At 71.6% G+C, this 20,873-nt stretch carries 18 protein-coding genes; 4 read left to right on the top strand and 14 right to left on the bottom strand.

Annotation, left to right across the window (positions count from 1 at the left end; translation table 11 throughout):
• Positions 1-71: 71 nt before the first annotated feature.
• The 5 genes from BJ961_RS27795 to glnA all read right to left on the bottom strand — a co-directional run bounded on the left by BJ961_RS27795 (position 72) and on the right by glnA (position 4,743).
• Positions 72-1,256: a winged helix DNA-binding domain-containing protein gene (locus BJ961_RS27795; RefSeq protein ID WP_271415529.1), complete on the bottom strand. Its 1,185-nt coding sequence runs from the start codon at positions 1,254-1,256 to the stop codon at positions 72-74.
• A gap of 82 nt (positions 1,257-1,338) precedes the next feature.
• Complete coding sequence (gene pspAB, locus BJ961_RS27790) at positions 1,339-1,917, bottom strand: PspA-associated protein PspAB (RefSeq protein ID WP_271415528.1); 579 nt, start codon at positions 1,915-1,917, stop codon at positions 1,339-1,341.
• 17 nt (positions 1,918-1,934) lie between these two features.
• A complete protein-coding gene (gene htpX, locus BJ961_RS27785; protein WP_271417188.1) occupies positions 1,935-2,849 on the bottom strand; it encodes a zinc metalloprotease HtpX in 915 nt (304 codons plus the stop codon).
• 59 nt (positions 2,850-2,908) lie between these two features.
• On the bottom strand, positions 2,909-3,169 hold the full coding sequence (locus BJ961_RS27780; RefSeq protein WP_271415527.1) for an SCO2583/SCO2584 N-terminal domain-containing protein: 261 nt from the start codon (positions 3,167-3,169) through the stop codon (positions 2,909-2,911).
• A 164-nt stretch (positions 3,170-3,333) separates the two neighbouring features.
• Positions 3,334-4,743, bottom strand: coding sequence for a type I glutamate--ammonia ligase (glnA, locus tag BJ961_RS27775; protein WP_271415526.1), 1,410 nt, complete (start codon positions 4,741-4,743; stop codon positions 3,334-3,336).
• A gap of 220 nt (positions 4,744-4,963) precedes the next feature.
• Here glnA and BJ961_RS27770 point away from each other — a divergent pair, with 220 nt between their 5' ends.
• Positions 4,964-5,431: an RDD family protein gene (locus BJ961_RS27770; protein WP_271415525.1), complete on the top strand. Its 468-nt coding sequence runs from the start codon at positions 4,964-4,966 to the stop codon at positions 5,429-5,431.
• Positions 5,432-5,519: 88 nt separating this feature from the next.
• Here BJ961_RS27770 and BJ961_RS27765 read toward each other — a convergent pair whose 3' ends face one another.
• The 4 genes from BJ961_RS27765 to lipB all read right to left on the bottom strand — a co-directional run bounded on the left by BJ961_RS27765 (position 5,520) and on the right by lipB (position 8,710).
• Positions 5,520-6,224: a DUF4191 domain-containing protein gene (locus BJ961_RS27765; RefSeq protein ID WP_271415524.1), complete on the bottom strand. Its 705-nt coding sequence runs from the start codon at positions 6,222-6,224 to the stop codon at positions 5,520-5,522.
• 69 nt (positions 6,225-6,293) lie between these two features.
• The gene (locus tag BJ961_RS27760) at positions 6,294-6,524 is read right to left on the bottom strand and encodes an SCO2195 family GlnR-regulated protein (RefSeq protein ID WP_271415523.1); all 231 of its coding nucleotides are present in this window, start codon (positions 6,522-6,524) and stop codon (positions 6,294-6,296) included.
• 256 nt (positions 6,525-6,780) lie between these two features.
• Positions 6,781-7,734 carry a lipoyl synthase gene (lipA, locus tag BJ961_RS27755; RefSeq protein ID WP_271415522.1) on the bottom strand — a complete coding sequence of 318 codons (954 nt, stop codon included), beginning with the start codon at positions 7,732-7,734 and terminating at the stop codon, positions 6,781-6,783.
• Between the two features lie 175 nt (positions 7,735-7,909).
• A complete protein-coding gene (lipB, locus tag BJ961_RS27750; RefSeq protein ID WP_271415521.1) occupies positions 7,910-8,710 on the bottom strand; it encodes a lipoyl(octanoyl) transferase LipB in 801 nt (266 codons plus the stop codon).
• A gap of 235 nt (positions 8,711-8,945) precedes the next feature.
• Here lipB and BJ961_RS27745 point away from each other — a divergent pair, with 235 nt between their 5' ends.
• On the top strand, positions 8,946-10,415 hold the full coding sequence (locus tag BJ961_RS27745) for a regulator (RefSeq protein WP_271415520.1): 1,470 nt from the start codon (positions 8,946-8,948) through the stop codon (positions 10,413-10,415).
• A gap of 78 nt (positions 10,416-10,493) precedes the next feature.
• On the opposite strand, the gene BJ961_RS27740 is transcribed toward BJ961_RS27745, so the two are convergent.
• The 3 genes from BJ961_RS27740 to BJ961_RS27730 form a co-directional block, all read right to left on the bottom strand.
• Positions 10,494-12,623 (bottom strand): FG-GAP-like repeat-containing protein, encoded by a 2,130-nt coding sequence (locus BJ961_RS27740; protein WP_271415519.1) that lies wholly within the window; start codon positions 12,621-12,623, stop codon positions 10,494-10,496.
• Positions 12,624-12,678: 55 nt separating this feature from the next.
• A complete protein-coding gene (locus BJ961_RS27735; RefSeq protein WP_271415518.1) occupies positions 12,679-13,212 on the bottom strand; it encodes a hypothetical protein in 534 nt (177 codons plus the stop codon).
• Positions 13,213-13,485: 273 nt separating this feature from the next.
• Positions 13,486-14,034, bottom strand: a complete 549-nt coding sequence (locus tag BJ961_RS27730) for a hypothetical protein (RefSeq protein ID WP_271415517.1) — start codon at positions 14,032-14,034, stop codon at positions 13,486-13,488.
• Between the two features lie 195 nt (positions 14,035-14,229).
• On the opposite strand from BJ961_RS27730, the gene BJ961_RS27725 reads away from it, so the two are divergent.
• Entirely contained in the window at positions 14,230-17,877 is a 3,648-nt protein-coding gene (locus tag BJ961_RS27725) for a hypothetical protein (protein ID WP_271415516.1), read from the top strand.
• Complete coding sequence (locus tag BJ961_RS36050; protein WP_328657077.1) at positions 17,878-18,507, top strand: hypothetical protein; 630 nt, start codon at positions 17,878-17,880, stop codon at positions 18,505-18,507.
• Between the two features lie 178 nt (positions 18,508-18,685).
• On the opposite strand, the gene BJ961_RS27710 is transcribed toward BJ961_RS36050, so the two are convergent.
• Positions 18,686-20,257: an FG-GAP-like repeat-containing protein gene (locus BJ961_RS27710; protein ID WP_271415515.1), complete on the bottom strand. Its 1,572-nt coding sequence runs from the start codon at positions 20,255-20,257 to the stop codon at positions 18,686-18,688.
• 38 nt (positions 20,258-20,295) lie between these two features.
• Positions 20,296-20,766 (bottom strand): hypothetical protein, encoded by a 471-nt coding sequence (locus BJ961_RS27705; RefSeq protein ID WP_271415514.1) that lies wholly within the window; start codon positions 20,764-20,766, stop codon positions 20,296-20,298.
• Between the last annotated feature and the right edge of the window lie 107 nt (positions 20,767-20,873).

Raw genomic sequence — 20,873 nt, 5'->3', positions numbered from 1 at the left:
GGCGCCCGGCGTCCGCGTTGCCGTCCTCGGGAGCCGGCGCCCCAAGCGCCGGGCCGAGGGGGCCTTCCCTTCTACGCCGACAACTCCCGTTCCAGCGGCGTCCGGAACCGGGGCGTGATCCGAGTCGTGCCCACCCAGGACGCCAGTCGCTCCGCCTCCGCCCCGATCGCGGCCTCCGCGCCGCCGCCGACGCCCTCGCCGTCCAGGATCCGCCAGACGATCTCGCCGTCGGGCCGCTGGGCCCAGCCGCCGACGACGCGGCCGTTCCACCACACCGTCGGCCCGATGTTGCCGCTGCGGTCGAACAGCACCGGCCGCAGCTCGGGGGCGAGATACCAGTCCCGCCGCTGCCAGCCCATCGCGGTCGGGTCCAGGGCGGGCAGCAGCGCCGCCCACGGCTCGTCCGGCCCGGCGACCGGACCGGTGTCACCGGAGACGACGTACCCCGTGCCCTCGTCCAGCGAGACCGCCTCCGCGCCGATCGCGGCCAGCGCCCGGCGCACCTCCGTCACCCGCCACCCGGTCCACCACTTGAGGTCGTCCTCGGTCGCCGGGCCGCACGCCTCGAGCCAGCGCCGCAACAGCTCCGCCTGCGCCACGCCGGTGTCCAGCTCGGGATGCTCGGGCGCCGGTGCCCAGCGGAACTGGCTGGACGTCCACGACCCCAGCGGGCGGCCCCTGACCACCTTGCCCTCCACGCCCAGCACCCTCAGCAGGCGGGTGGAGACGGTGTGCACACCCTCGTAGCTCTTCCCGGCCGCGTACGCGAACTGCTCCTTCAGACGCGGCTCGTCGCGAGCCAGTTCGGCCGCCGTGGCCTGACCCCGCCGGGACAGCGCGGCCAGCGTCGACTCCTCGACCTCCGCCAGCCAGGCCGCGTCCGGAGCCCCGGCCTCCGCCATGTTCCTGACCAGCCTGGACCGCTCCCGGGCGGCGACGGTGCGTCCCGTGGAGGCGTGCACGACCGCGGTCAGCTCCGTAGGGAACACGAACACGGTGTGCCGCATGCCGTGCATCCGGACCAGCACCCCGTCCTCGTACAGCGCACGCTCCGTCCCGCCCACGGTCTTCGCGGCGTCCGCCAGCCGCGCGCCCACGGCCAGATACACCGTCGAGGGGTCCGTGCCGTGCAGCGCGACCAGTGACCCGGCGACCTCCTCCGGGCTCCCCGCCCGGGCCGCGCCCGCCAGCCGCTGGCGCAGGGCCAGCCGCTCCCGCCGCTCCGCCGTCCCGATGTGCCTGGTTCCGTCGCCCATTGCCAGCGCCTCCGCCCGTCCCTAGCGTGCTCGGTGGGGCCATCGTGCACCAGACCACCGACAGTCGGCGGCGCCCGCCCGGTCACAGTCCGGGCGCCCCCCACACGGGGAACCAGCGGCCCAGGTCGCCCTCCACCGGCAGTTCACCGGCGAGCACCGACCGAATCCGCAGCTCCAGCGCGTTGTCCCGCTGCTCCCGGCCGCCGGGCAGCGGCGCGAAGGGGTAGAACGTGCCGCGCTTGTAGAGGTAGACCAGGGCGAGCGGGCGCCCGTCGTCGTCCGCGAAACCCGCCAGCGAGCAGAGCAGCCGCGGGCCGAAACCGCCCCCTTCCAGGGTGCTGTTCACCGCGTGCAGGTCGTTCACCAGCTCCGGCAGCTCGCCCGGGGAGCGGTGCGAGACGAGCCAGGAGTAGCCGTAGGAGTCGTGGGTCAGCTCCACCGGGGTCCGGCCGGCGTCGGCGTCCAGCAGGGCGCGGATCTCGCGGTGCGTGCGCTCGAAGGCGGCGCCCTCGACCGTGGCGAAGCACACCGCGCCCCGCCCGGTCGGCGTGAACCCGGCCGCGGCCTCCAGGCTCACCGCCGCCGACGGCAGCGCGAAGAGACGGTCCAGGTCGGGCGCCACCGGCCTGGACCGGCCGAGCAGAATGTCCAGCAGCCCCATGCCTGCCCCTTCCCCCCTCAGGCCTTGCCGGGGGCCGTCGCCTCGCCCAGCTCGGCGGAGATCCGGCCCAGCTGGTCGAGCCGCTGCTCCAGGCTGGGATGGGTGGCGAAGAACCGGCTGATGCCGGGCTCGGAGCCGAAGGCGGGAGTGAAGTAGAAGGCGTTGAAGGCCTGCGCGGTCCGCAGGTCCTTGGTCGGGATCCGGGCGATGTCGCCCGTGACCTTGGTCAGGGCCGCCGCCAGGGCCGAGGGGCGCCCGGTGAGCAGCGCGGCGGCGCGGTCGGCCGCCAGCTCCCGGTACCGGGACAGGGCCCGGATCAGCAGGAAACTCAGCGCGTACACGGCCGCGGAGACACCCATCACGACCGCCAGGACGGCCATGGTGTTCTGGTCCCGGCGTCCGCCGAAGAGCTGCGAGTAGAAGGCGAAGCGCACGATCAGTCCGGCGATCACGCCGAGGAAGGACGCCACCGTGATCACCGCGACGTCCTTGTGCGCCACGTGCGACAGCTCGTGCGCGAGCACCCCCTCCAGCTCGGCGGGCTCCAGCCGCCGCAACAGGCCGGAGGTGACGCAGACCACCGCGTTGTCCGGATTGCGGCCGGTCGCGAACGCGTTCGGCATCTCCATCTCCGACACCGCGACCACCGGCTTCGGCATGTCGGCCATCGCCGCCAGCCGGTCCACCACCCCGTGCAGCTCCGGGTACTCGTCCCGCTCCACGACCCGGCCGCGCATCGCGAACAGCGCGATCCGGTCGGAGAACCAGTACTGCGCCCCCAGCACCAGCGCCACGATCACCACGACCAGCACCCAGGACTTCAGCACCGCGATCAGCGCGGCGACGAACCCCACGTACAGCAGACCGAGCAGGAACAGCGTGATTCCCATGCGCACGGTCAACCGCCGGTCACTCCGGAAGCGGCTCTGCATCTGCATCACCTCACAGTCGGGCACTCGTCCCGCTGTCCAGTGTGCACCCGGCGAAGGCTCTAGTAGGGCGCCCGGAAGTTGACGTATCCGAGCAGCACGATCACCGCGGCCACGCAGCCCAGCACCACGGCCGTGGACACCCACGACGACCGGCGCCCGGAGCGCACGTGCTCGGGATCGGCGCGGAAGGGGACCGGCCCGGGAGGGTTCTCCTTCCAGCGCGCGGCCAGCATGCGGGCGCGCGCCGAGGGCTCCTTGTGCTCGGCACCGTCGGCCCACCTCAGGTCGTACTCGCGCTCCTCGTCGTTCCGGTCCGGCATCTCCGGCACTCTCCCCGTCCCCCTGACTCGAACAACCGTCTTAGGGACATGATCCCGGCACGCCCGCACCCTGTGAAGTGTTTTCGGCCACGCACGACGGCGCCCCCGCCCTCCGGGAAGAGGGGGCGGGGGCGCCGGACGGCTCGGGCGGGGGCCCGGTCCGGTCACACGTCGAAGTACATCTCGAACTCGTGCGGGTGCGGACGCAGCTGCAGCGGCGCGATCTCGTTGGCGCGCTTGAAGTCGATCCACGTCTCGATCAGGTCCGGCGTGAACACGTCGCCCTGGAGCAGGAACTCGTGGTCGGCCTCCAGACGGTCGAGGACGGCGCCGAGGGAGGTCGGGACCTGCGCCACGTTCGCGTGCTCCTCGGGAGCCAGCTCGTAGAGGTCCTTGTCGATCGGCTCGGCCGGCTCGATCTTGTTCTTGATGCCGTCCAGGCCCGCGAGGAGCAGGGCCGAGAACGCCAGGTACGGGTTGCCGGAGGCGTCCGGGGCGCGGAACTCGACGCGCTTGGCCTTCGGGTTCGAACCCGTGATCGGGATACGCATCGCGGCCGAGCGGTTGCGCTGCGAGTACACCAGGTTCACCGGCGCCTCGAAGCCCGGCACCAGGCGGTGGTAGGAGTTCACCGTCGGGTTGGTGAAGGCCAGCAGCGACGGGGCGTGCTTGAGGATGCCGCCGATGTAGTAGCGGGCGGTGTCCGACAGTCCCGCGTAGCCCTGCTCGTCGTAGAAGAGCGGCTCGCCGCCCGTCCACAGCGACTGGTGGACGTGCATGCCCGAGCCGTTGTCACCGAAGATCGGCTTCGGCATGAAGGTCGCCGTCTTGCCGTTGCGCCAGGCCACGTTCTTGACGATGTACTTGAACAGCATCAGGTCGTCGGCGGCGGCGAGCAGCGTGTTGAACCGGTAGTTGATCTCGGCCTGGCCGGCGGTGCCCACCTCGTGGTGCAGACGCTCCAGCTGGAGGCCGGACTGCTGCAGCTCCAGGGACATCTCGGCGCGCAGGTCGGCGAAGTGGTCGACCGGCGGGACCGGGAAGTAGCCGCCCTTGTAACGGACCTTGTAGCCGCGGTTGTCCTCCAGCGCGCCGGTGTTCCAGGCGCCGGCCTCGGAGTCGATGTGGTAGAAGGACTCGTTCTCGCGGGTGGCGAAGCGGACGGAGTCGAAGACGTAGAACTCCGCCTCCGGGCCGAAGTACGCCGTGTCGGCGATGCCCGTGGAGGCCAGGTACGCCTCGGCCTTCTTCGCCACGTTCCGCGGGTCGCGGGAGTACTGCTCGCCCGTGATCGGGTCGTGGATGAAGAAGTTGATGTTGAGGGTCTTGTCCCGGCGGAACGGGTCGATGCGCGCGGTGGACAGGTCGGGGCGCAGGGACATGTCCGACTCGTGGATGGCCTGGAAGCCGCGGATCGAGGATCCGTCGAAGGCCTGCTCGTCGTCGGGGTCGAACGCCTCGGCGGGCAACGTGAAGTGCTGCATGACGCCCGGCAGGTCGCAGAACCGGACGTCGACGAACTTGACGTCCTCGTCCGCGATGAACTTCTTGGCGTCGTCGGCGTTCTGGAACATCCAGCTCCTCCTACTCCCGACCGTCCCGCCGGGGTGGTAGATCGTTCGTGCGGCCAGTGCGGGTGGCACACGCTTCCTCGACCCTAGGGACGGGTGATTTCTCGGGCGTGACCCATTTGTTTCACAGAAGTTAACCGGCTCCGCCCCCAGCCTAGGTCGGATCGGGGCCCCTCACACCCCGCCGTTCTCGGGACGTATACGGGCGCAGTACCGTGGTCGGGTGGACAACAGGCAAGCAATCGGATCGTGGCTCTCCGGGCCGCGCGCGGCCATCGAGGAGTCCGGCGCCGACCTCGGACACCGGGGGGAGCAGCTCGGTCTGCCCGAGGAGGGCCCGGGCTCGATCGCCCGTCCGGGCCGGCGCATCGGGGCCGTCGCCGTCGACTGGGCCCTGTGCCTCCTGATCGCATACGGCCTGATCACGGACGGCTACAACCAGTCGACGGGCAACTGGGCCCTGCTGATCTTCTTCGTGCTCGGCGTGCTGACCGTCGGCACGGTCGGCTTCACCCCGGGCAAGCGGCTCTTCGGGCTGCGCGTGGTGGACCTGGCCACGGGGCGCCCCAGCCCGCTGCGCGCCCTGCTGCGCACGGTCCTGCTGTGCCTCGCCCTCCCGGCGCTGATCTGGGACCGCGACGGCCGCGGCCTGCACGACCGGGTCGCGCGCACGGTGGAAGTCCGGATCTGACCCACGCCGCGACGCCGGTACGGCGAGGGGGCATCCGGAGTCGATCCGGATGCCCCCTCGCCGTACCGGCGTTCGAAGTCCTACGGGGTCAGCGCTGCCTGGGGTTGCCGCCGCGGGGCATGCGCATGCCCTTCGGCATCGGCCCCTTGGGCAGCGGCATGTTGCTCATCAGGTCGCCCAGGGCGCGCAGCCGGTCGTTGGTCACGGTGACCTGCGGGCCGGACAGCACGCGGGGGAGCTTGAGCATGGTCGTGCGCAGCTTCTTCAGCTCGACCTGGCCCTCGCCGGTGCCCACCACCAGATCGTGCACGGGCACGTCGGCGACGATGCGGTTCATCTTCTTCTTCTCGGCCGCGAGCAGGGACTTCACCCGGTTCGGGTTGCCCTCCGCGACCAGCACGATGCCGGCCTTGCCGACCGCGCGGTGCACGACGTCCTGATTGCGGTTCATCGCCACCGCCGGGGTGGTCGTCCAGCCGCGGCCGATGTTGTCCAGCACGGCCGCCGCCGCGCCCGGCTGTCCCTCCATCTGACCGAAGGCCGCCCGCTCGGCCCGGCGCCCGAAGACGATCGCCGTCGCGAGGAAGGCGAGCAGCACGCCCAGGATGCCCAGATAGATGGGGTGACCGATCAAGAAACCGATCGCGAGGAGGACACCGAAGACGACGATGCCGACACCCGCGAGCACAAGACCGATCTTCTTGTCGGCCTTGCGGGTCATCTTGTAGGTCAGAGCGATCTGCTTCAGTCGCCCGGGATTCGCAGCGTCCGCTGCAGGTTCCTTCCTCGCCATGGCACGAAGTCTACGTGCCCCGCAAAGCGCCGACGACGGCAGTGCCCGGCGGGAGGGGGAGGGACGCGGTCAGGGGCGGCCGACGACGGACTGGCGCAGCGCGCGCTCCGTCTCGATCCGGTCCTTGGCGCGGCGGCGGTCCTCGAGCACGGAGGTCCAGGCGTTGCGCCGGGCGGTGCGCTGGCCGCCGCTCATCAGCAGCGACTCGACGGCCCGCAGGGCGGTGGTGAACGACGGGATGGCGGTGGCGCGAACGGCGCCGACGCGGACGGCGGTGGCACGAACGGGCGCGGCCTGCATCGTGGAGGTCCCCCCTCGGTACGGCTCCGGGTACGGAGACAGGTGTACGTGATGGTGCACGCGGTGATGTACGTGCTGTGATTCCAGGGTCACTGACTGGTGTTACCAGGGCGTGACCCGCCGGTCAAACGGACGTGAAGCCCCGATGCCGGACCCCGCGACGCACGCGCGGCCCCGACCGGTGCCCTCAGCTGCGAGGACGGTCGGGGCCGCGGCGCATCGGCCATTACCGACCGGTAGCACCTTGTGCGTGAATTCACACGGTGGCGGACCGGCGCTGCTCCATGGCCATTCCGTACAGCCGCCCGGCCCGGTAGGACGAACGCACCAGCGGACCCGACATCACACCGGAGAAGCCGAGCTGCTCGGCCTCCTCCTTCAGCTCCACGAACTCCTGCGGCTTGACCCAGCGCTCCACGGGGTGGTGGCGCACGGACGGGCGCAGGTACTGCGTGATGGTGATCAGCTCGCAGCCGGCGTCGTGCAGCTGCTTCAGCGCCTCGCTGATCTCCTCGCGGGTCTCGCCCATGCCGAGGATCAGGTTCGACTTGGTGACCAGACCGTAGTCACGGGCGTCGGTGATGACCTTCAGCGAGCGCTCGTAGCGGAAGCCGGGGCGGATCCGCTTGAAGATCCGCGGGACCGTCTCGACGTTGTGCGCGAAGACCTCGGGGCGGGAGTCGAAGACCTCCCGCAGCAGCTCCGGCACCGCGTTGAAGTCGGGGGCCAGCAGCTCCACCTTGGTGCGGCCCGCCTCGCGGTCCGCCGTCTGCTGGTGGATCTGGCGCACCGTCTCCGCGTACAGCCAGGCGCCGCCGTCCGGGAGGTCGTCGCGGGCGACGCCGGTGATGGTGGCGTAGTTCAGGTCCATGGTGACCACGGACTCCCCGACGCGCCGCGGCTCGTCGCGGTCGAGCGCCTCGGGCCTGCCCGTGTCGATCTGGCAGAAGTCGCAGCGCCGCGTGCACTGGTCGCCACCGATGAGGAAGGTCGCCTCGCGGTCCTCCCAGCACTCGTAGATGTTGGGACAGCCGGCTTCCTGGCAGACCGTGTGCAGGCCCTCGCTCTTCACGAGGTTCTGCATCTTGGTGTACTCGGGGCCCATTTTCGCCCGGGTCTTGATCCACTCGGGCTTGCGCTCGATGGGGGTCTGGCTGTTGCGGACCTCCAGGCGCAGCATCTTGCGTCCGTCGGGTGCGACTGCGGACACGACCGGCTCCCTAGCGTTTGATTCTTCGGCGCCTTTAAGCGTACGCCCGTTGATTTGAATGCCCGGCGAGGGTGCTGGCCTCTGGGGGCTGCCGCCCCCAGGCCCCCGCATCGGCCCTGAGCGGGCCTCGCCCTCAAACGCCGGACGGGCTGGATTTATGCCCCCGGGCCGGGATCTATGCCGCCGGTGCCTTCTCGACGACCCGGGGCTTGAGGTCCGCGTTCTCCAGGACGTCGCGCAGGTGGCGTTCGGCCACCGGGAGGACCTCCTCGATGGTCACGTCGCGGCCGAGTTCGTTCGCCAGGGAGGCGACGCCCGCGTCGCGGATGCCGCAGGGGATGATCTTGTCGAACCACTTGTTGTCGGGGTTCACGTTGAGCGCGAAGCCGTGCATCGTGACGCCCTTGGCGACCCGGATGCCGATCGCGGCGATCTTGCGGTCCTCGCGGCGCTGGCCCGCGTTGGACGGGGCGTACTCGGGGCCGTTGAGCCGCGGGTCGAACTCGTCGTCGGCCAGGCGGGGGTCGAAGTCCAGGGAGAGGCCGCCGAGAGCGGGGCGCCGCTCCACCGGGTCGCCGAGGACCCAGACGCCGCTGCGGCCCTCGACGCGGCTGGTCTCCAGGCCGAACTCCGCGCACGTGCGGATCAGGGCCTCCTCCAGCCGCCGCACGTGGGCCACCACGTCGACCGGGCGCGGCAGCTTCTGGATCGGGTAGCCCACCAGCTGGCCCGGACCGTGCCAGGTGATCTTGCCGCCGCGGTCCACGTCGATCACCGGCGTGCCGTCCAGGGGGCGCTCGCTCTCCTCGGTGCGCCGTCCGGCGGTGTAGACCGGCGGGTGTTCGAGGAGCAGCACGGTGTCGGGGACCTCGTCGGCGAACCGCGCGGCGTGCACCCGGCGCTGCTCGTCCCACGCCTCCCGGTACTCGACGCGTTCGGCACCGAACCCCATCCGGACGAAGCGCAGCTCACTCACGGCACGTGCCTCCCTGCAAGGTCGTCAGGCACGAAGCGTGCCCACGCCACTGTACGACCGCCCACCCGCCGTCAGCCGGGCGGGCAATCCTCACACGATCGGATGAATGCCGGGCGAATGGTGCGACCGGTCGCTTACTCTCCGCTACATTCGCGCCGTTCACGAGGCCATAAGGGCTGCTCACAGGCGCTCCGGGCACATCGAACGCCCGGAAGGCAGGAGACCGCACCGCACCATGACGGAACGACCCGCGCAGCGCACCCCAAACCGCCAGCTCGCCGCGCTCATCGCCGAAGCGGGGTTCTCGAACGCGGGTCTCGCGCGTCGCGTCGACCAGCTCGGACTCGAACACGGCCTGGACCTCAGATACGACAAGACGTCCGTCACCCGGTGGCTGCGCGGCCAGCAGCCCCGCGGCACCACCCCGGCGCTGATCGCCGAGGTCTTCACCCGGCGCCTCGGCCGCCGCCTCAGCGCCCAGGACCTCGGCCTGGACGCCTGCGCACCGGTCTACGCGGGCCTGGAGTTCGCCGGAAGCCCGGAGGAGGCGGTCGACATCATCGGCGGGCTGTGGCGCAAGGACTCCGGCAGCCACGCCGAACTGCGGAAGATCGCCTTCACCCCGGCCGGACTCGTCGTCCCCAGCCGCGACTGGCTGATCGGCCGCGCCGACGAGAAGGTGGCCCGCACCGAGGTACCCGTCCCCGTCCGCATCCCCGCGCAGGGCCGCCCCGCCACTCCGAGGCTCGCCGTCCCGGTCGAACCGTCCCGGCGCCGGCCCCCGGCCGAGCGCGGCCCCGGCCAGAAGGTCAGCGGCGGCGACCTCGCCGCTCTGCGCTCGGTGGGCGAGCTGTTCCGCAGCCTCGACGACCGGTACGGCGGCGGCCACGCCCGCCAGGCCCTCGTGCGCTACCTGGAGCACGAGCTGGAACCGATGCTGCGCGGCACCTACGGCGAGCAGACCGGCCGGCGCCTCTTCGCCGCCGCGGCCGACCTGACCCGGCTCGCCGGCTGGACGTCGTACGACATCGCCGCGCACGGCCTCGCCCAGCGCTACTTCGTGCAGGCGCTGCGGCTGTCGCAGGCGGCGGGCGACCGGGCGTACGGCTCCTACGTGCTGGTCACCATGAGCCGGCAGGCCGTCTACCTGGGCCACGGGCGCGAGGCCGTGCAGCTGGCGCGGGTGGCGCAGCAGGGGGTCGGGACCTCCGCGCCGCCGGTCGTCCAGACGCTGCTGCACGCCGCCGAGGCGCGGGCGCACGGCCTGCTCGGCGAGGTACGGGCCTGCACCGCGGCCCTGGTGCGCGCCGAGCGGGCCCTGGAGGCCGCCCGGCCCGGCGACGAGGTGCCGCACTGGGCGCGCTTCTTCGACGAGGCGCAGCTCGCCGACGAGTTCGGGCACTGCCACCGCGACCTGCAGCAGTTCCGCGCCGCCGCCCAGCACGCGGAACGCTCACTGCAACTGCGCGCCCCCGTCTACGCCCGCAGCCGGCTGTTCTGCCGGGTCGTCCTCGCCACCGCGCGCCTGGGCCTCGGCGAACTGGACCAGGCCTGCCAGCTGGCCGCCGAGGCGGCCGGGCAGGCGGCGGAGATGCGCTCGGTGCGGGCCACGGAGTACGTCCGCGACTTCGAGCGGCGCCTGGAGCCCTACCGGGACGCGGCCCCGGTGCGGGGGTACCGGGACAAGGTGGCGGCGCTGGGCTGACCGCGGAGACGGACGGGCCCCGCCGCTCCGAACGGAGTGGCGGGGCCCGTTGGCCGTTGGCCGTCGGCCGTGGTCGGCTCAGGCGGGGCTGTTGTAGCGCTCGATCATGTGCATGCGGTCGAACGTCCAGCCGCTGGCGATCTCCCAGCTGTGCAGCGGGGAGTTGAGGGTGCCGTCGGCCTTGGCGGTCCAGGTGATGGTCTTGACCCGGCCGTCCGAGTAGCCGTAGAGGGTGGCCAGGTCGTCGCGGCCGTCGCCGTTGTAGTCGCCGGTGACGATCTGCATCCGCTCGCGGTAGTAGTTGTCGGGCGCGACGGTCCACAGCTCGGTGCGGTTGCCGAACTTGCCCGTGGCGTCGGCGGTGAAGCCGATCACGGCGTCGTGGCCGTCGCCGTAGTCGTACCAGGCGGCGAGGTCGTCGCGGCCGTCGCCGTCGAAGTCGCCGGAGTGGAGGCTGGCGGCGTCGAAGTTCCAGCCGGTGGTGCTCCAGCCGTTGACGGGCGTGTTGACGAAGCCGCCGTCGGCAGTGGCGGGGAACGTGATGATCCGCACTTCGCCGGTGGCGTAGCCGTAGAGGGCGGCGAGGTCGTCACGGCCGTCGCCGTTGAAGTCGCCGGTGCTGAACTTCATGTGCGAGGCGGTCCAGCCCTCGGTGCGCGTGAAGGACGCGAAGGGGCTGGCGAAGCCGCCGTCGGCCTTGGCGAGGAAGGTGTGGAGCTTGTCGCCGCCGTCGGCGTAGTCGTACCAGACGGCGACGTCGTCGCGCCCGTCGCCGTCGAAGTCGCCGGAGTTGACCGTCATGCGGTCGAACGACCAGCCCGAGGTGGTCTTCCAGGAGTGCTGCGGCTCGGAGAAGAGGCCGCCGCCCAGGCTGAGCCAGGTGATCAGGCCGACGTCGCCGTTGGAGTAGCCGTAGAAGGCGGCGACGTCCCCGCGGCCGTCCCCGTTGAAGTCGCCGGTGAAGCGCTTCATGTTCTCGGCCCAGTAGTTCCCGGGCAGGACGCTCCACGCGTGCGCGGGGGCGTTGAAGCCGCCGTCGGCCTTCGCGGAGAAGGTGTGGATCTCGTCGTGGCCGTCGCCGTAGTCGTACCACTCGGCCAGGTCGCTGCGGCCGTCGCCGTTGTAGTCGTGGCGGATCTCGGTGCCCGCGGCCCACCGGGACGCGCCCTGGGCGTCGCGGATGACGAAGTTGCCGCGGTCCTGGAGGACGGCCGTGCCGCCGGGCGCGGTCGTCTTCGACTCCCACAGGACGGTGCTGCCGTCGGCGTCGAGGACGGCGAGGTTGCCGTTGGTGTCGAACCGGGCGGTGGCGCCGGGGTGGCCCGCGGTGCCGGTGGACCACAGGGTCTTGCCGGCGTTGGAGACGACGACCAGGTTGCCGTCGGCCTTCAGGGTGAGGCGGGCGGCGTTGGAGGTGAGGCTGTCCTCGGCGTGGAGAACGGTGCCGGGCGCGAGGGTGTCGCCCCCGACGATGTTGTCGAGGCGCGGTGACACGGCGTCGTTGCGGGTCTCGGCCGGGTCGGAGCCCCAGCAGCCGCCCTGCCAGGACTGGCTGGCGAGGGCGACGAGTTCGAACTTGCCGTCCTTCTGCCGCAGCAGGGGGCCGCCGGCGTCGCCGGCGCAGATGGCGTCGTCGTCGGTCTTGCCGTCGAGGGCGAGCGTGGTGCCGGAGACGGACTGGACGGTGAAGGCGGCCGTGTGCCGGGTGTCGGGCACCCACGCGTCCTTGGTCCGGCCGAACCCGACGGCCGTCAGTTCCTCGCCCGCGGTGGGCGCGGTGGTGGCGAACGGGACGGTGGGGCCGCCCGCGGGCGCCGCGAGGCGGGCCAGGACCATGTCGCGGTCGGTGCGGGGGACCAGCTCGACGATCTCGACGGGCTTGCTGGCGCCGCCGGGGCCGTCGGGATTCGGGTCTATGGGGAACCAGGCCGTGGTTCTCCACTTGGGCTTGCCCGCGGTGACGGGACCGGCGCCGAGGTCGTCGGCGAAGCAGCTGGCGGCGGTGGCCACCCACTGGGAGGCGACGAGCACGCCGGTGCAGGATCTCTGGTCGTCGCCCATGTCCAGGCGGGCGGTGAAGTTGTAGGCGTTGGCCGTACTGGCCGGGCCGGTGGCGGCCTGGGCGGTGCCAGCGGTGAGACAGCTGGCGGCGACGGCGGTGGCCATCAGGCCCGCGGTGATCGCGGCGCGGGAACTAAGTCGTGACACGGGTCGGTACTCGATCCTCTCGAGGGACGGCGGGATACGGCGGTCGGGAGTCGGGTCAGCCGGTGACGCGGAGTTCCAGCAGGACGGTGGAGGCACCGCCGGTGCCCTCGCCGACGCCCTGGAAGTCGTTCTTGGTCAGCTCGATCTCCTGGGTCTTGCCGTCCGCGCTCAGTTCGGCGTGCACGGCCGTGTCCGTGGTCTGCAGGGCGTAGACCTCGGGCACCTCGAGGCTGAGGAAGCCCGTGGTGGAGGTGGTCTGGAAGCAGTAGGTGCCTTCGGCGCTCTTGCGGGTCCAGACCTGGATCTGCTCCGGCGATCCGTCGCACTCGGCGAAGAAGATGTGCCCGTCCCCCTTGTGGAGGGTGATGCCCTTCTCCTCGAGGATGCGGTCGGCGTTGGGGTGCTGGAAGTCCTCGACCGCGTAGGCCGGGCCGTCGGCCGCCGCCGCGGCCAGGGCGGGAGTGGCGGCGGTGGAGGTGTCGGAGGCGCTGACCGCGTAGGCGAGCGAGGAGGCGCCGGTGACGGCACCGGCGGCGAGCAGTCCGGCGAGGAGCGGCTTGCTGAAACGGGGGAATCGGCGTGTCTTCACGTTGTCCTTCCGAGGCGGGGCGTTGCCTGTTGCGCGACGCGCCAAGGGCAGCGGCACCGTTCGGGCAGACGTGGTCCGCGCGGTCAGCACGCGGGGCCACCGGAAACCCTCCCGGCGGCCAAGACCCCCTCGCCCCCTCGTGACGCCCCTCCTGGCGCACCGAGAGCGCAAGTTATCACGCGGTCACAAGTCGTCCACAGGGTCACCACATACGCGGCCGCGACGCCGAACTCCGTTTGTCCGCATCTGAACTGGCGATCAGTCAGGTCAAACTCACATGAACTGGAAGTACCGGTCCCACCAGGCCAGGGGCAACTCCTCGTCCTCGTCCGCGTCGTCGTCCTGGTCGCCGGACTCGGCCGCGAGCGCGGCAAGGATCTCCTCGGGAATCTCCTCGTCCTCCAGCTGGCTCGGCCCGTCGTACGGCTCCAGCAGCAACGTGACGGGCACGTACACGCAGGACAACTCCGTACACAGCTCGTCGAGCCAGGCGACGAACGCGTCGTCGAGGCCCTCCTCGCAGTCGGCCACCCCCCAGTCCCGGCCCGTGCGGGTGGTGACGAAGGGGCCGAAGTTGCTGATCAGCACCCACAGGGTCCGGTCCGTCCCCGAGGCCGGGGCGGGAACCGAGACGTAGCCGTAGAAGCTGGCGTCCTGCGCCCCGCCCACCGTCACCGACGGCCCGAAACGCCGCCCCAGCGCCTCGGCGAGCCGCGCGAAGCGCTGACGGGCGGCCGGGATGTCGTAGTGCTCGGGGAGTTCCAGGTGCGCGGGGTCGTCCAGCTCGCGCAGGAGGTCACGGATGCGGTCGGGGGAGAGCATGGCGGGGTCCTTGTCGGTGGCGCGGAGTCCGGGAGGGCCATGGACGCACCCCGAGCGCCGTCCCCGAGGTGCTGAGCCATCACGTGATCACAAGTCGCCCACAAGGTTGTCACCTGTAACGCACAAGTAGGCTCGCTCCGCCGAAGTTCGGTAGCCGACACGTGTTCTGTCGGTCAGTCAGGAATGAATGGACTCTTGAGTCGAATAGTCAGTACAAGACGCAGAACCCATGGACATGTACGCACGGGTGGCGCGATCCGCGGGTCGCGATGGCGGCTCGCCGCGCTGCGCTCCCTGTGCCTCACCCTCCTCGCCGCCCTGCTGCTGGGCGCGTTGAGCACCGCGCCGGCCTCCGCCCTCGACGAGTTGGGGGACGACGAGGAGGTGACCGACTACATTCCGGCCACCGACCGGGGTCGGGTGCTGGAGCTGTGGCAGTCGGGAGGGCCGGCGGCGAAGGCCGCGGCCGAGGTCGCGCTGCTCGGATCCGACGACGACGTGCGGAAGTTCCTCGACAGTGAGAACGCCGTCGCACAGCTCAGCGACGACCGGGTGGAGGCCGTACAGATCCTCTCCCTGGGCGGGCGGGAGGTACGTGCGGCCGCCCAGCAGGCACTCGCCGGGACCCCGGAGGACCTGGACGCCTTCCTCAAGGACGGCTGGGAGGCTCCGCTCCAGCAGGACCAGCGGGTCCAGGTCGTGCAGATCATTTCGGCGGCGTCCGGACCGGGAGTCAAGGCCGCCGGTCAGAAGGCGCTCAACGGCACCATCGAGGACGTACGGAAGTTCCTCAACGACGGCCAGTACACCGCCGCCGACAACGATGCCCGGGTGCAGGTCGTCCAGATCATGAGCACCGGCGGCGAGGCGACCCGTGAGGCCGCCCGGCTGGCGATGAACGGCGACATCAACGACATCCGGGAGTTCCTGGAGGTCGGCCAGTACATCGCGCGGGCCCGCGACCAGGAGCAGGCGACCGTCGCCCAGCTCGCCGAGTGGGCCACCGAGGCCGGACGGCAGGCCAAGGCGGAGACGGAGAAGTCGAAGGAGGCGTCGGCCCGCGCGGTCGAGGCCACCCGGCTCGCCAAGGAGTCGGCGCAGAAGGCGGCCAAGGAGACCGAGGCGGCCAAGAACGACGCGCAGAAGGCGTCGAGCGCGGCGGGCAGGGCCGCCGACGCGGCGCGCGGCGCGGCACGGGCCGCTCAGCAGGCCATCGACGCGGCGAACGCCGCCACCACGTCGGCGCGTGTGGCCGCCAACGCCGCGGCCCAGGCCGCGTCCGCCGCCGCCGCGGCGGCCCAGGCCGCGTCCAACGCCCGCAAGGCCGCGGCCGACGCGGCGACCGACGCCGGGAAGGCGGCCGCCGCCCGTGCGGCGGCCGAGGACGCGCGGGACGCAGCCAAGGGCGCGAAGACGGCCGCGACCGCCGCCGACCACGCCGGCACGGCCGCCTCCGAGGCGGCCAACGCCGCCAAGGCGGCGGCTTCCGCGGGTCTCAACGCGGACGCCGCGGCCAGTGCTGCGTCGGCGGCGAGCGGCCAGGCCGGCGTGTCCAGCGCCCAGGCGGCACGCGCCAGGGCAGCCGCGGCCGAGGCCCACCGGCACGCCGCCCAGGCCACGGCCGCCGCGAACCGGGCGGAGGCATTGGCGGGCAAGGCGGCCAAGGCCGCCTACGAGGCCCGGGACGCGGCCAACTCGGCCGCGAAGCACGCCGAGAACGCCGCCAAGGCGGCTGAGGACGCGGCCGACCACGCGGGTGACGCCGCGACCGCGGCGGCCGAGTCCACGAAGCACGCCAACGCCGCCCAGGACGCCGCCAACGAGGCGACCGCGGCGGTCACCAAGGCGCAGACCACCTTCACCCTCGCGCGCGAGATCGAGAAGGAGGAACTGGCCGCCCGGACGGCAGGAGCGATCGAGCAGGCACGCTCGCTGAAGGAACTCGACGACGAGCGCGCCACGAAGCTGGCCGAGCAGGCCCAGGCGTCCAAGGCGCTGGAGGAGGAGGCGGACCGTCTTGCCGCCGAGGTCGGTCAACCGGACGTCGACGTCGCCGCGGTCGCCCCTCAGGCGCGCAAGGTCGCGCTGAACACGGTGAAGACGCGCGGTCCGTGGAGCGTCGCCGCCGCCGAGGTCGCCCTGGCCGGTTCGGCCGAGGACGTCGTCGCGTACGTGCGTGACGGTCGGGACCAGGCTCAGGAGCTGGACGACCGGGCACGCGTCAACCGGCTCGCCACCCACTCCGAGTCCGAGGCCGTTCGCGCGGCGGCGGAGACGGCACTCGCCGGGGACGCGGCGACGGTAGCCGCCTTCCTGGCCACCGGCCAGCACAAGGCCGCGGCCAACGACTACCGGGTCACCGTCACCCAGCTGATGAACGGTGCCGGGGCCGGAGTGGTGAAGGCGGGCAAGGCCGCCCTCGCGGACGGCTCCCCGGCCGCGCTGCGTGAGTTCATCACCAGCGAGTACTACGCGCAGCGCACCCAGGACGAGCGGGTCGTCGCCGTCCAGCTCGCCGGGTCGGGCACGGCGGAGGTCGCCGCCGGGGCCCGCATCGCGCTGGCGGGTCCGCCGCAGGTCCTGCACGCCTTCATCGAGACCGGGCAGTACGAGACCAAGCGCAAGGACCTGCTGACGGCGACCCATGTGGCCCGGGTGCAGGGTCTGATCGCCGACGCGTCGGCGGTCGCCGCGACGGCCCAGAAGCACGCCGCCGAAGCGCACCGGGCCGCAGCGACGGCCAACAACGCCGCCGAGGACGCCAAGAAGTACGCGCAGCAGGCCCAGGACTCGGCCCAGGACGCCGCCGACTACGCCAAGGACGCGGACGCGTCCGCCGACGCCGCGGCGCGGTCGGCCGCCGACGCCGCCGAGTCGGCGAGGGTCGCGCGTGCCGCGGAGGCCGACGCCCACCGGGCCGCTCGTGACGCGGACAACTCCGCCGCCCGCGCGCAGGTCTCGGCCGACGCCGCCGCCGGTTCGGCCGCCGTCGCCTGGGTGGCGGCGGGAGAGGCCCGCGCGTCCGCGGAGGCCGCCGGCAAGGACGCCGACGCCGCCGCCGAGGCCATGAGCGAGGCGCTGTTCGCCTGGGCCACCAAGGCGTGGGAGGAGGCCGAGCAGGAGCGCAAGAAGCTGGAGGAGCAGGACCGCGAGGACATCAAGGGGCTCGAGAGCCTGGAGGACGCCTTCGCCGACATGGCGGCCGAGGAGGAAGCCGACTGGTGGGACATGGCCACCATCGGCCACACCCTCCTGGACGCGGCAGGCATGGTCCCCGGCTTCGGCGAGGGCTTCGACCTGCTCAACTGCGGCTGGTACGGAGCGGAGGGCGACGCCCTCAACTCCAGCCTCTCCTGCGCCGCCGCCATCCCGATCGTCGGCTGGGGCGCCACGGGTACGAAGTGGGGCAAGAAGGGCTTCTCGGCCGTCGAGGCCTTCGCCAAGTCCATGCGGGCCAACGGCAAGGTTCCGCACATCTGGGCCACCGGCAAGCCTTCGAAGGGCTACACCAACGCACAGAACGCGTTCATCCACTGGAAGAAGCACAGGGGGGAGTTCCCGGAGCTGGGGAGCGCGAGGGAGTACGTGGAGATGGCGCACGGGTACCGCAACGCGGCCAAGCTGCCGCAGCCGCCTCAGGGGTACCGCGTCTGGGATCGCGGCAACGGCAACTACATCGTCTACGAGAAGAACAGCAACACGCTCACCGCCTTCACCAAGGACGACCTGCCCATGAGCATGAACCGCCCCGCGCCCAAGAGCGCCACCAACCCCTACGGATACGATCCGAATGCTTATCCGACGCTGGAGGACTACCTGAAGGCGCAAGGAACGGAGCGGTAGATGCCGGAGGAGGAAGCGGTCCCCGCGGCTGAGGACTTCTGCCGCATGTGCGGATACGACGAGGACAGGTTCTGGGAGGCCGGCTGGCCGACCAACACGGTCTGTGACTGCTGCGGCAACGAGTCGGGCATCGGCGACATGGGCGCGACCCCCGGCGCGTGGAGCGGAGTGGAAGGGCTGCACGCGTTCCGGGGCTGGTGGCTCGGGTCCGGCGCCCGATGGGAGCGGCCCCGCCGTAAGCCGAGGCACTGGGACGTTCTCCGGCAACTCGAGAACATCCCACCGCAGTGGCGTACCCCCGCTCCCCCTCCGGTCGATCGCGCCCGCCGGATGGCGGATCGGGTCTCCTGCGGCTCGCTCGGCACCGAGACCGTGTGCCGGATCTGCGGGTTCTCGGGGGAAGTCTTCTGGCGTGACGGGGCCCCCACGGAGACGGCCTGTCCGTCGTGTGGGGCCGAGTCCGGGATCGACGATCTCGGCACACCGGGGGACTGGGACGCGCTGCGGGGCATCAGGGCCCGTCGCGGGTACTGGGTGGCCCTCGGGGCGCCGTGGGCGGACCCGGACGCCCGGCCGGTGGAGTGGGACGTGCTGGTCCAACTGGCGCGCGTTCCCGACGCCTGGCGCTGATCCGCGGGGCCTCTCCGACGCGTTGAACGGCGAGCAGGGCCACCGGCTTCGGCCGGTGGCCCTGCTCCGTCCCCGGGGGCCGCCCCGGTCGGAACCGGCTTGGTCCGGGCGGACCGGTCACCTCCGGGCACGGGAGCGACCGGTCGCACGGGACGCCGGGTCAAGCGGGAGGGACCCCCTAGACCCAGTCGTCCCCGTCCAGGAGCTGGAAGTACGTGCCGGTGTTCCTGCGGACCTCGATCCTGCCGTCCGCGGTCCGCACCAACAGGTCCGCCTTGCCGTCGGCATTCACGTCGGCGAAGTGGAGGCCGCCCTTCGGATGGCCGAGGAAGTTGCTCCAGCCGGCGCTCCAGTGGGTGCCGCTGTCGAAGTAGGTGCCCTTGTTGGTGCGGACGGCGATGTCGCCGTTGGTTTCGTGGACGATGAGGTCGGCTTTGTTGTCGCCGTTGATGTCGGCGAAGTAGAGGCGGCCCTTGCCCTCGTGGCCGAGGAAGTTGCTCCAGCCGGCGCTCCAGTGGGTGCCGCTGTCGAAGTAGGTGCCCTTGTTGGTGCGGACGGCGATGTCGCCGTTGGTTTCGTGGACGATGAGGTCGGCTTTGTTGTCGCCGTTGATGTCGGCGAAGTAGAGGCGGCCCTTGCCCTCGTGGCCGAGGAAGTTGCTCCAGCCGGCGCTCCAGTGGGTGCCGCTGTCGAAGTAGGTGCCCTTGTTGGTGCGGACGGCGATGTCGCCGTTGGTTTCGTGGACGATGAGGTCGGCTTTGTTGTCGCCGTTGACGTCGGCGAAGTAGAGGCGGCCCTTGCCCTCCTGACCGAGGAAGTTGCTCCAGCCCGCGCTCCGGTGCACGGGCGGGTTGAAGTGATACAGAGGGTCTCCCGGCCTCGTCGCGACCGTCGCCCTCGCCGTACGCACGGTGATCTCCCCGTCCTTGCTCAGAACGACGAGGTCACTCCGCCCGTCCCCGCTCACGTCGGCCGCGTACACGACCTCGCGCAGCTGCTCCCGCGTCTCCCGCACCCAGGTCCGGAGCGCGGCGTCGTCGAGGCGCGGTGACACGGCGTCGTTGCGGGTCTCGGCCGGGTCGGAGCCCCAGCAGCCGCCCTGCCAGGACTGGCTGGCGAGGGCGACGAGTTCGAACTTGCCGTCCTTCTGTCGCAGCAGGGGGCCGCCGGCGTCGCCGGCGCAGATGGCGTCGTCGTCGGTCTTGCCGTCGAGGGCGAGCGTGGTGCCGGAGACGGACTGGACGGTGAAGGCGGCCGTGTGCCGGGTGTCGGGCACCCACGCGTCCTTGGTCCGGCCGAACCCGACGGCCGTCAGCTCCTCGCCCGCGGTGGGCGCGGTGGTGGCGAACGGGACGGTGACCGCGTCGGCCGGGCGGTCGAGGCGGGCCAGAACCACGTCGCGGTCGGTGCGAGGGGCTATCTCGACGACGTCGAAGGTGTTGCCGGCGTCCGGGGAGGCGCCGAGGACGGCCGTGGTCTTCCACTTGGGCTTGCCCGCGGCGACCGGCCCGGCACCGAGGTCGTCGGCGAAGCAGCTGGCGGCGGTGGCCACCCATCGGGCGTCGACGAGCACGCCGGAACAGGCCCGCTGGTCGTCACCTGTCGTCAGGCGGGCGGTGAAGTCGTAGGTGCCGTCGGTGACGGCCGGGCCGGTGGTGGCCTGGGCGGTGCCTGCGGTGAGACAACCGGCGGCGACGGCGGTGGCCATCAGGCCCGCGGCCAAGGCGGCGCGTACGCGGGGTGGGGACATGACGTGGTGCTCACTCCTGTACGAAGAGGTCAGGGGCATCAGCCGGTGACGCGGATCTCGACCAGAACCGACTGGGCGCCGCCGACGGTTCCCTCACCCACACTCTTGAAGTCGTCTTCGGTCATGTTGACGGTCTGGGTCTGTCCCTCGGCGGTCAGGTCCGCACTGATGGGGTTCGTGCTGGTCTCGAGAGCGAAGACGCGAGGCAGCTCCAGCGTGAGGTAGCCGGACTTCGCCGTGGCCTGGAAGCAGTACGTTCCCTTCCGGCCGGCGGATGTGTCCGCGACGGTGTAGACCGTGATCTGGTCGGCGGTCTGACCGCACTCGGCCAACTGAATGTGGCCGTCTCCGCGCTTCAGTCGGATTCCCTCGTCCGCCAGGATCCTGTCCGCACCCGGATAGTTGAAGTCCTCGACCGCGGACGGCATTTCCGCGTCGGCCGCGAGCGGCTCGGAACCGCTTTCGGCGGAAGCCATGGACGAAAGTCCGGTGACCGCTGCGGCGGCCACGAGTGAGCACGCCAGAATTCTTCGAGTTCGCGAAATCAACGTTGTCTCTCCAATGTCGCACGAATGATTGCTTCGGACAGGGGAGGCATCCTGAAGGTGTAGCCGTC

The sequence above is a fragment of the Streptomyces lienomycini genome (assembly GCF_027947595.1).
Lineage (GTDB): Bacteria > Actinomycetota > Actinomycetes > Streptomycetales > Streptomycetaceae > Streptomyces > Streptomyces lienomycini.
Note: the sequence above shows the minus strand (reverse complement) of the source record. Positions and strands in the feature narration are given on the sequence as shown.

Coding starts and splice junctions, on each gene's coding strand:
- BJ961_RS27760 (WP_271415523.1), bottom strand. CDS start 6,524: ATGCAGGCCGCGCCCGTTCGTGCCACCGCCGTCCGCGTCGGCGCCGTT.
- BJ961_RS27780 (WP_271415527.1), bottom strand. CDS start 3,169: ATGCCGGACCGGAACGACGAGGAGCGCGAGTACGACCTGAGGTGGGCC.
- BJ961_RS36050 (WP_328657077.1), top strand. CDS start 17,878: ATGCCGGAGGAGGAAGCGGTCCCCGCGGCTGAGGACTTCTGCCGCATG.
- glnA (WP_271415526.1), bottom strand. CDS start 4,743: ATGTTCCAGAACGCCGACGACGCCAAGAAGTTCATCGCGGACGAGGAC.
- BJ961_RS27710 (WP_271415515.1), bottom strand. CDS start 20,257: ATGTCCCCACCCCGCGTACGCGCCGCCTTGGCCGCGGGCCTGATGGCC.
- BJ961_RS27795 (WP_271415529.1), bottom strand. CDS start 1,256: ATGGGCGACGGAACCAGGCACATCGGGACGGCGGAGCGGCGGGAGCGG.
- pspAB (WP_271415528.1), bottom strand. CDS start 1,917: ATGGGGCTGCTGGACATTCTGCTCGGCCGGTCCAGGCCGGTGGCGCCC.
- htpX (WP_271417188.1), bottom strand. CDS start 2,849: ATGCAGAGCCGCTTCCGGAGTGACCGGCGGTTGACCGTGCGCATGGGA.
- BJ961_RS27730 (WP_271415517.1), bottom strand. CDS start 14,034: ATGCTCTCCCCCGACCGCATCCGTGACCTCCTGCGCGAGCTGGACGAC.
- BJ961_RS27745 (WP_271415520.1), top strand. CDS start 8,946: ATGACGGAACGACCCGCGCAGCGCACCCCAAACCGCCAGCTCGCCGCG.
- BJ961_RS27765 (WP_271415524.1), bottom strand. CDS start 6,224: ATGGCGAGGAAGGAACCTGCAGCGGACGCTGCGAATCCCGGGCGACTG.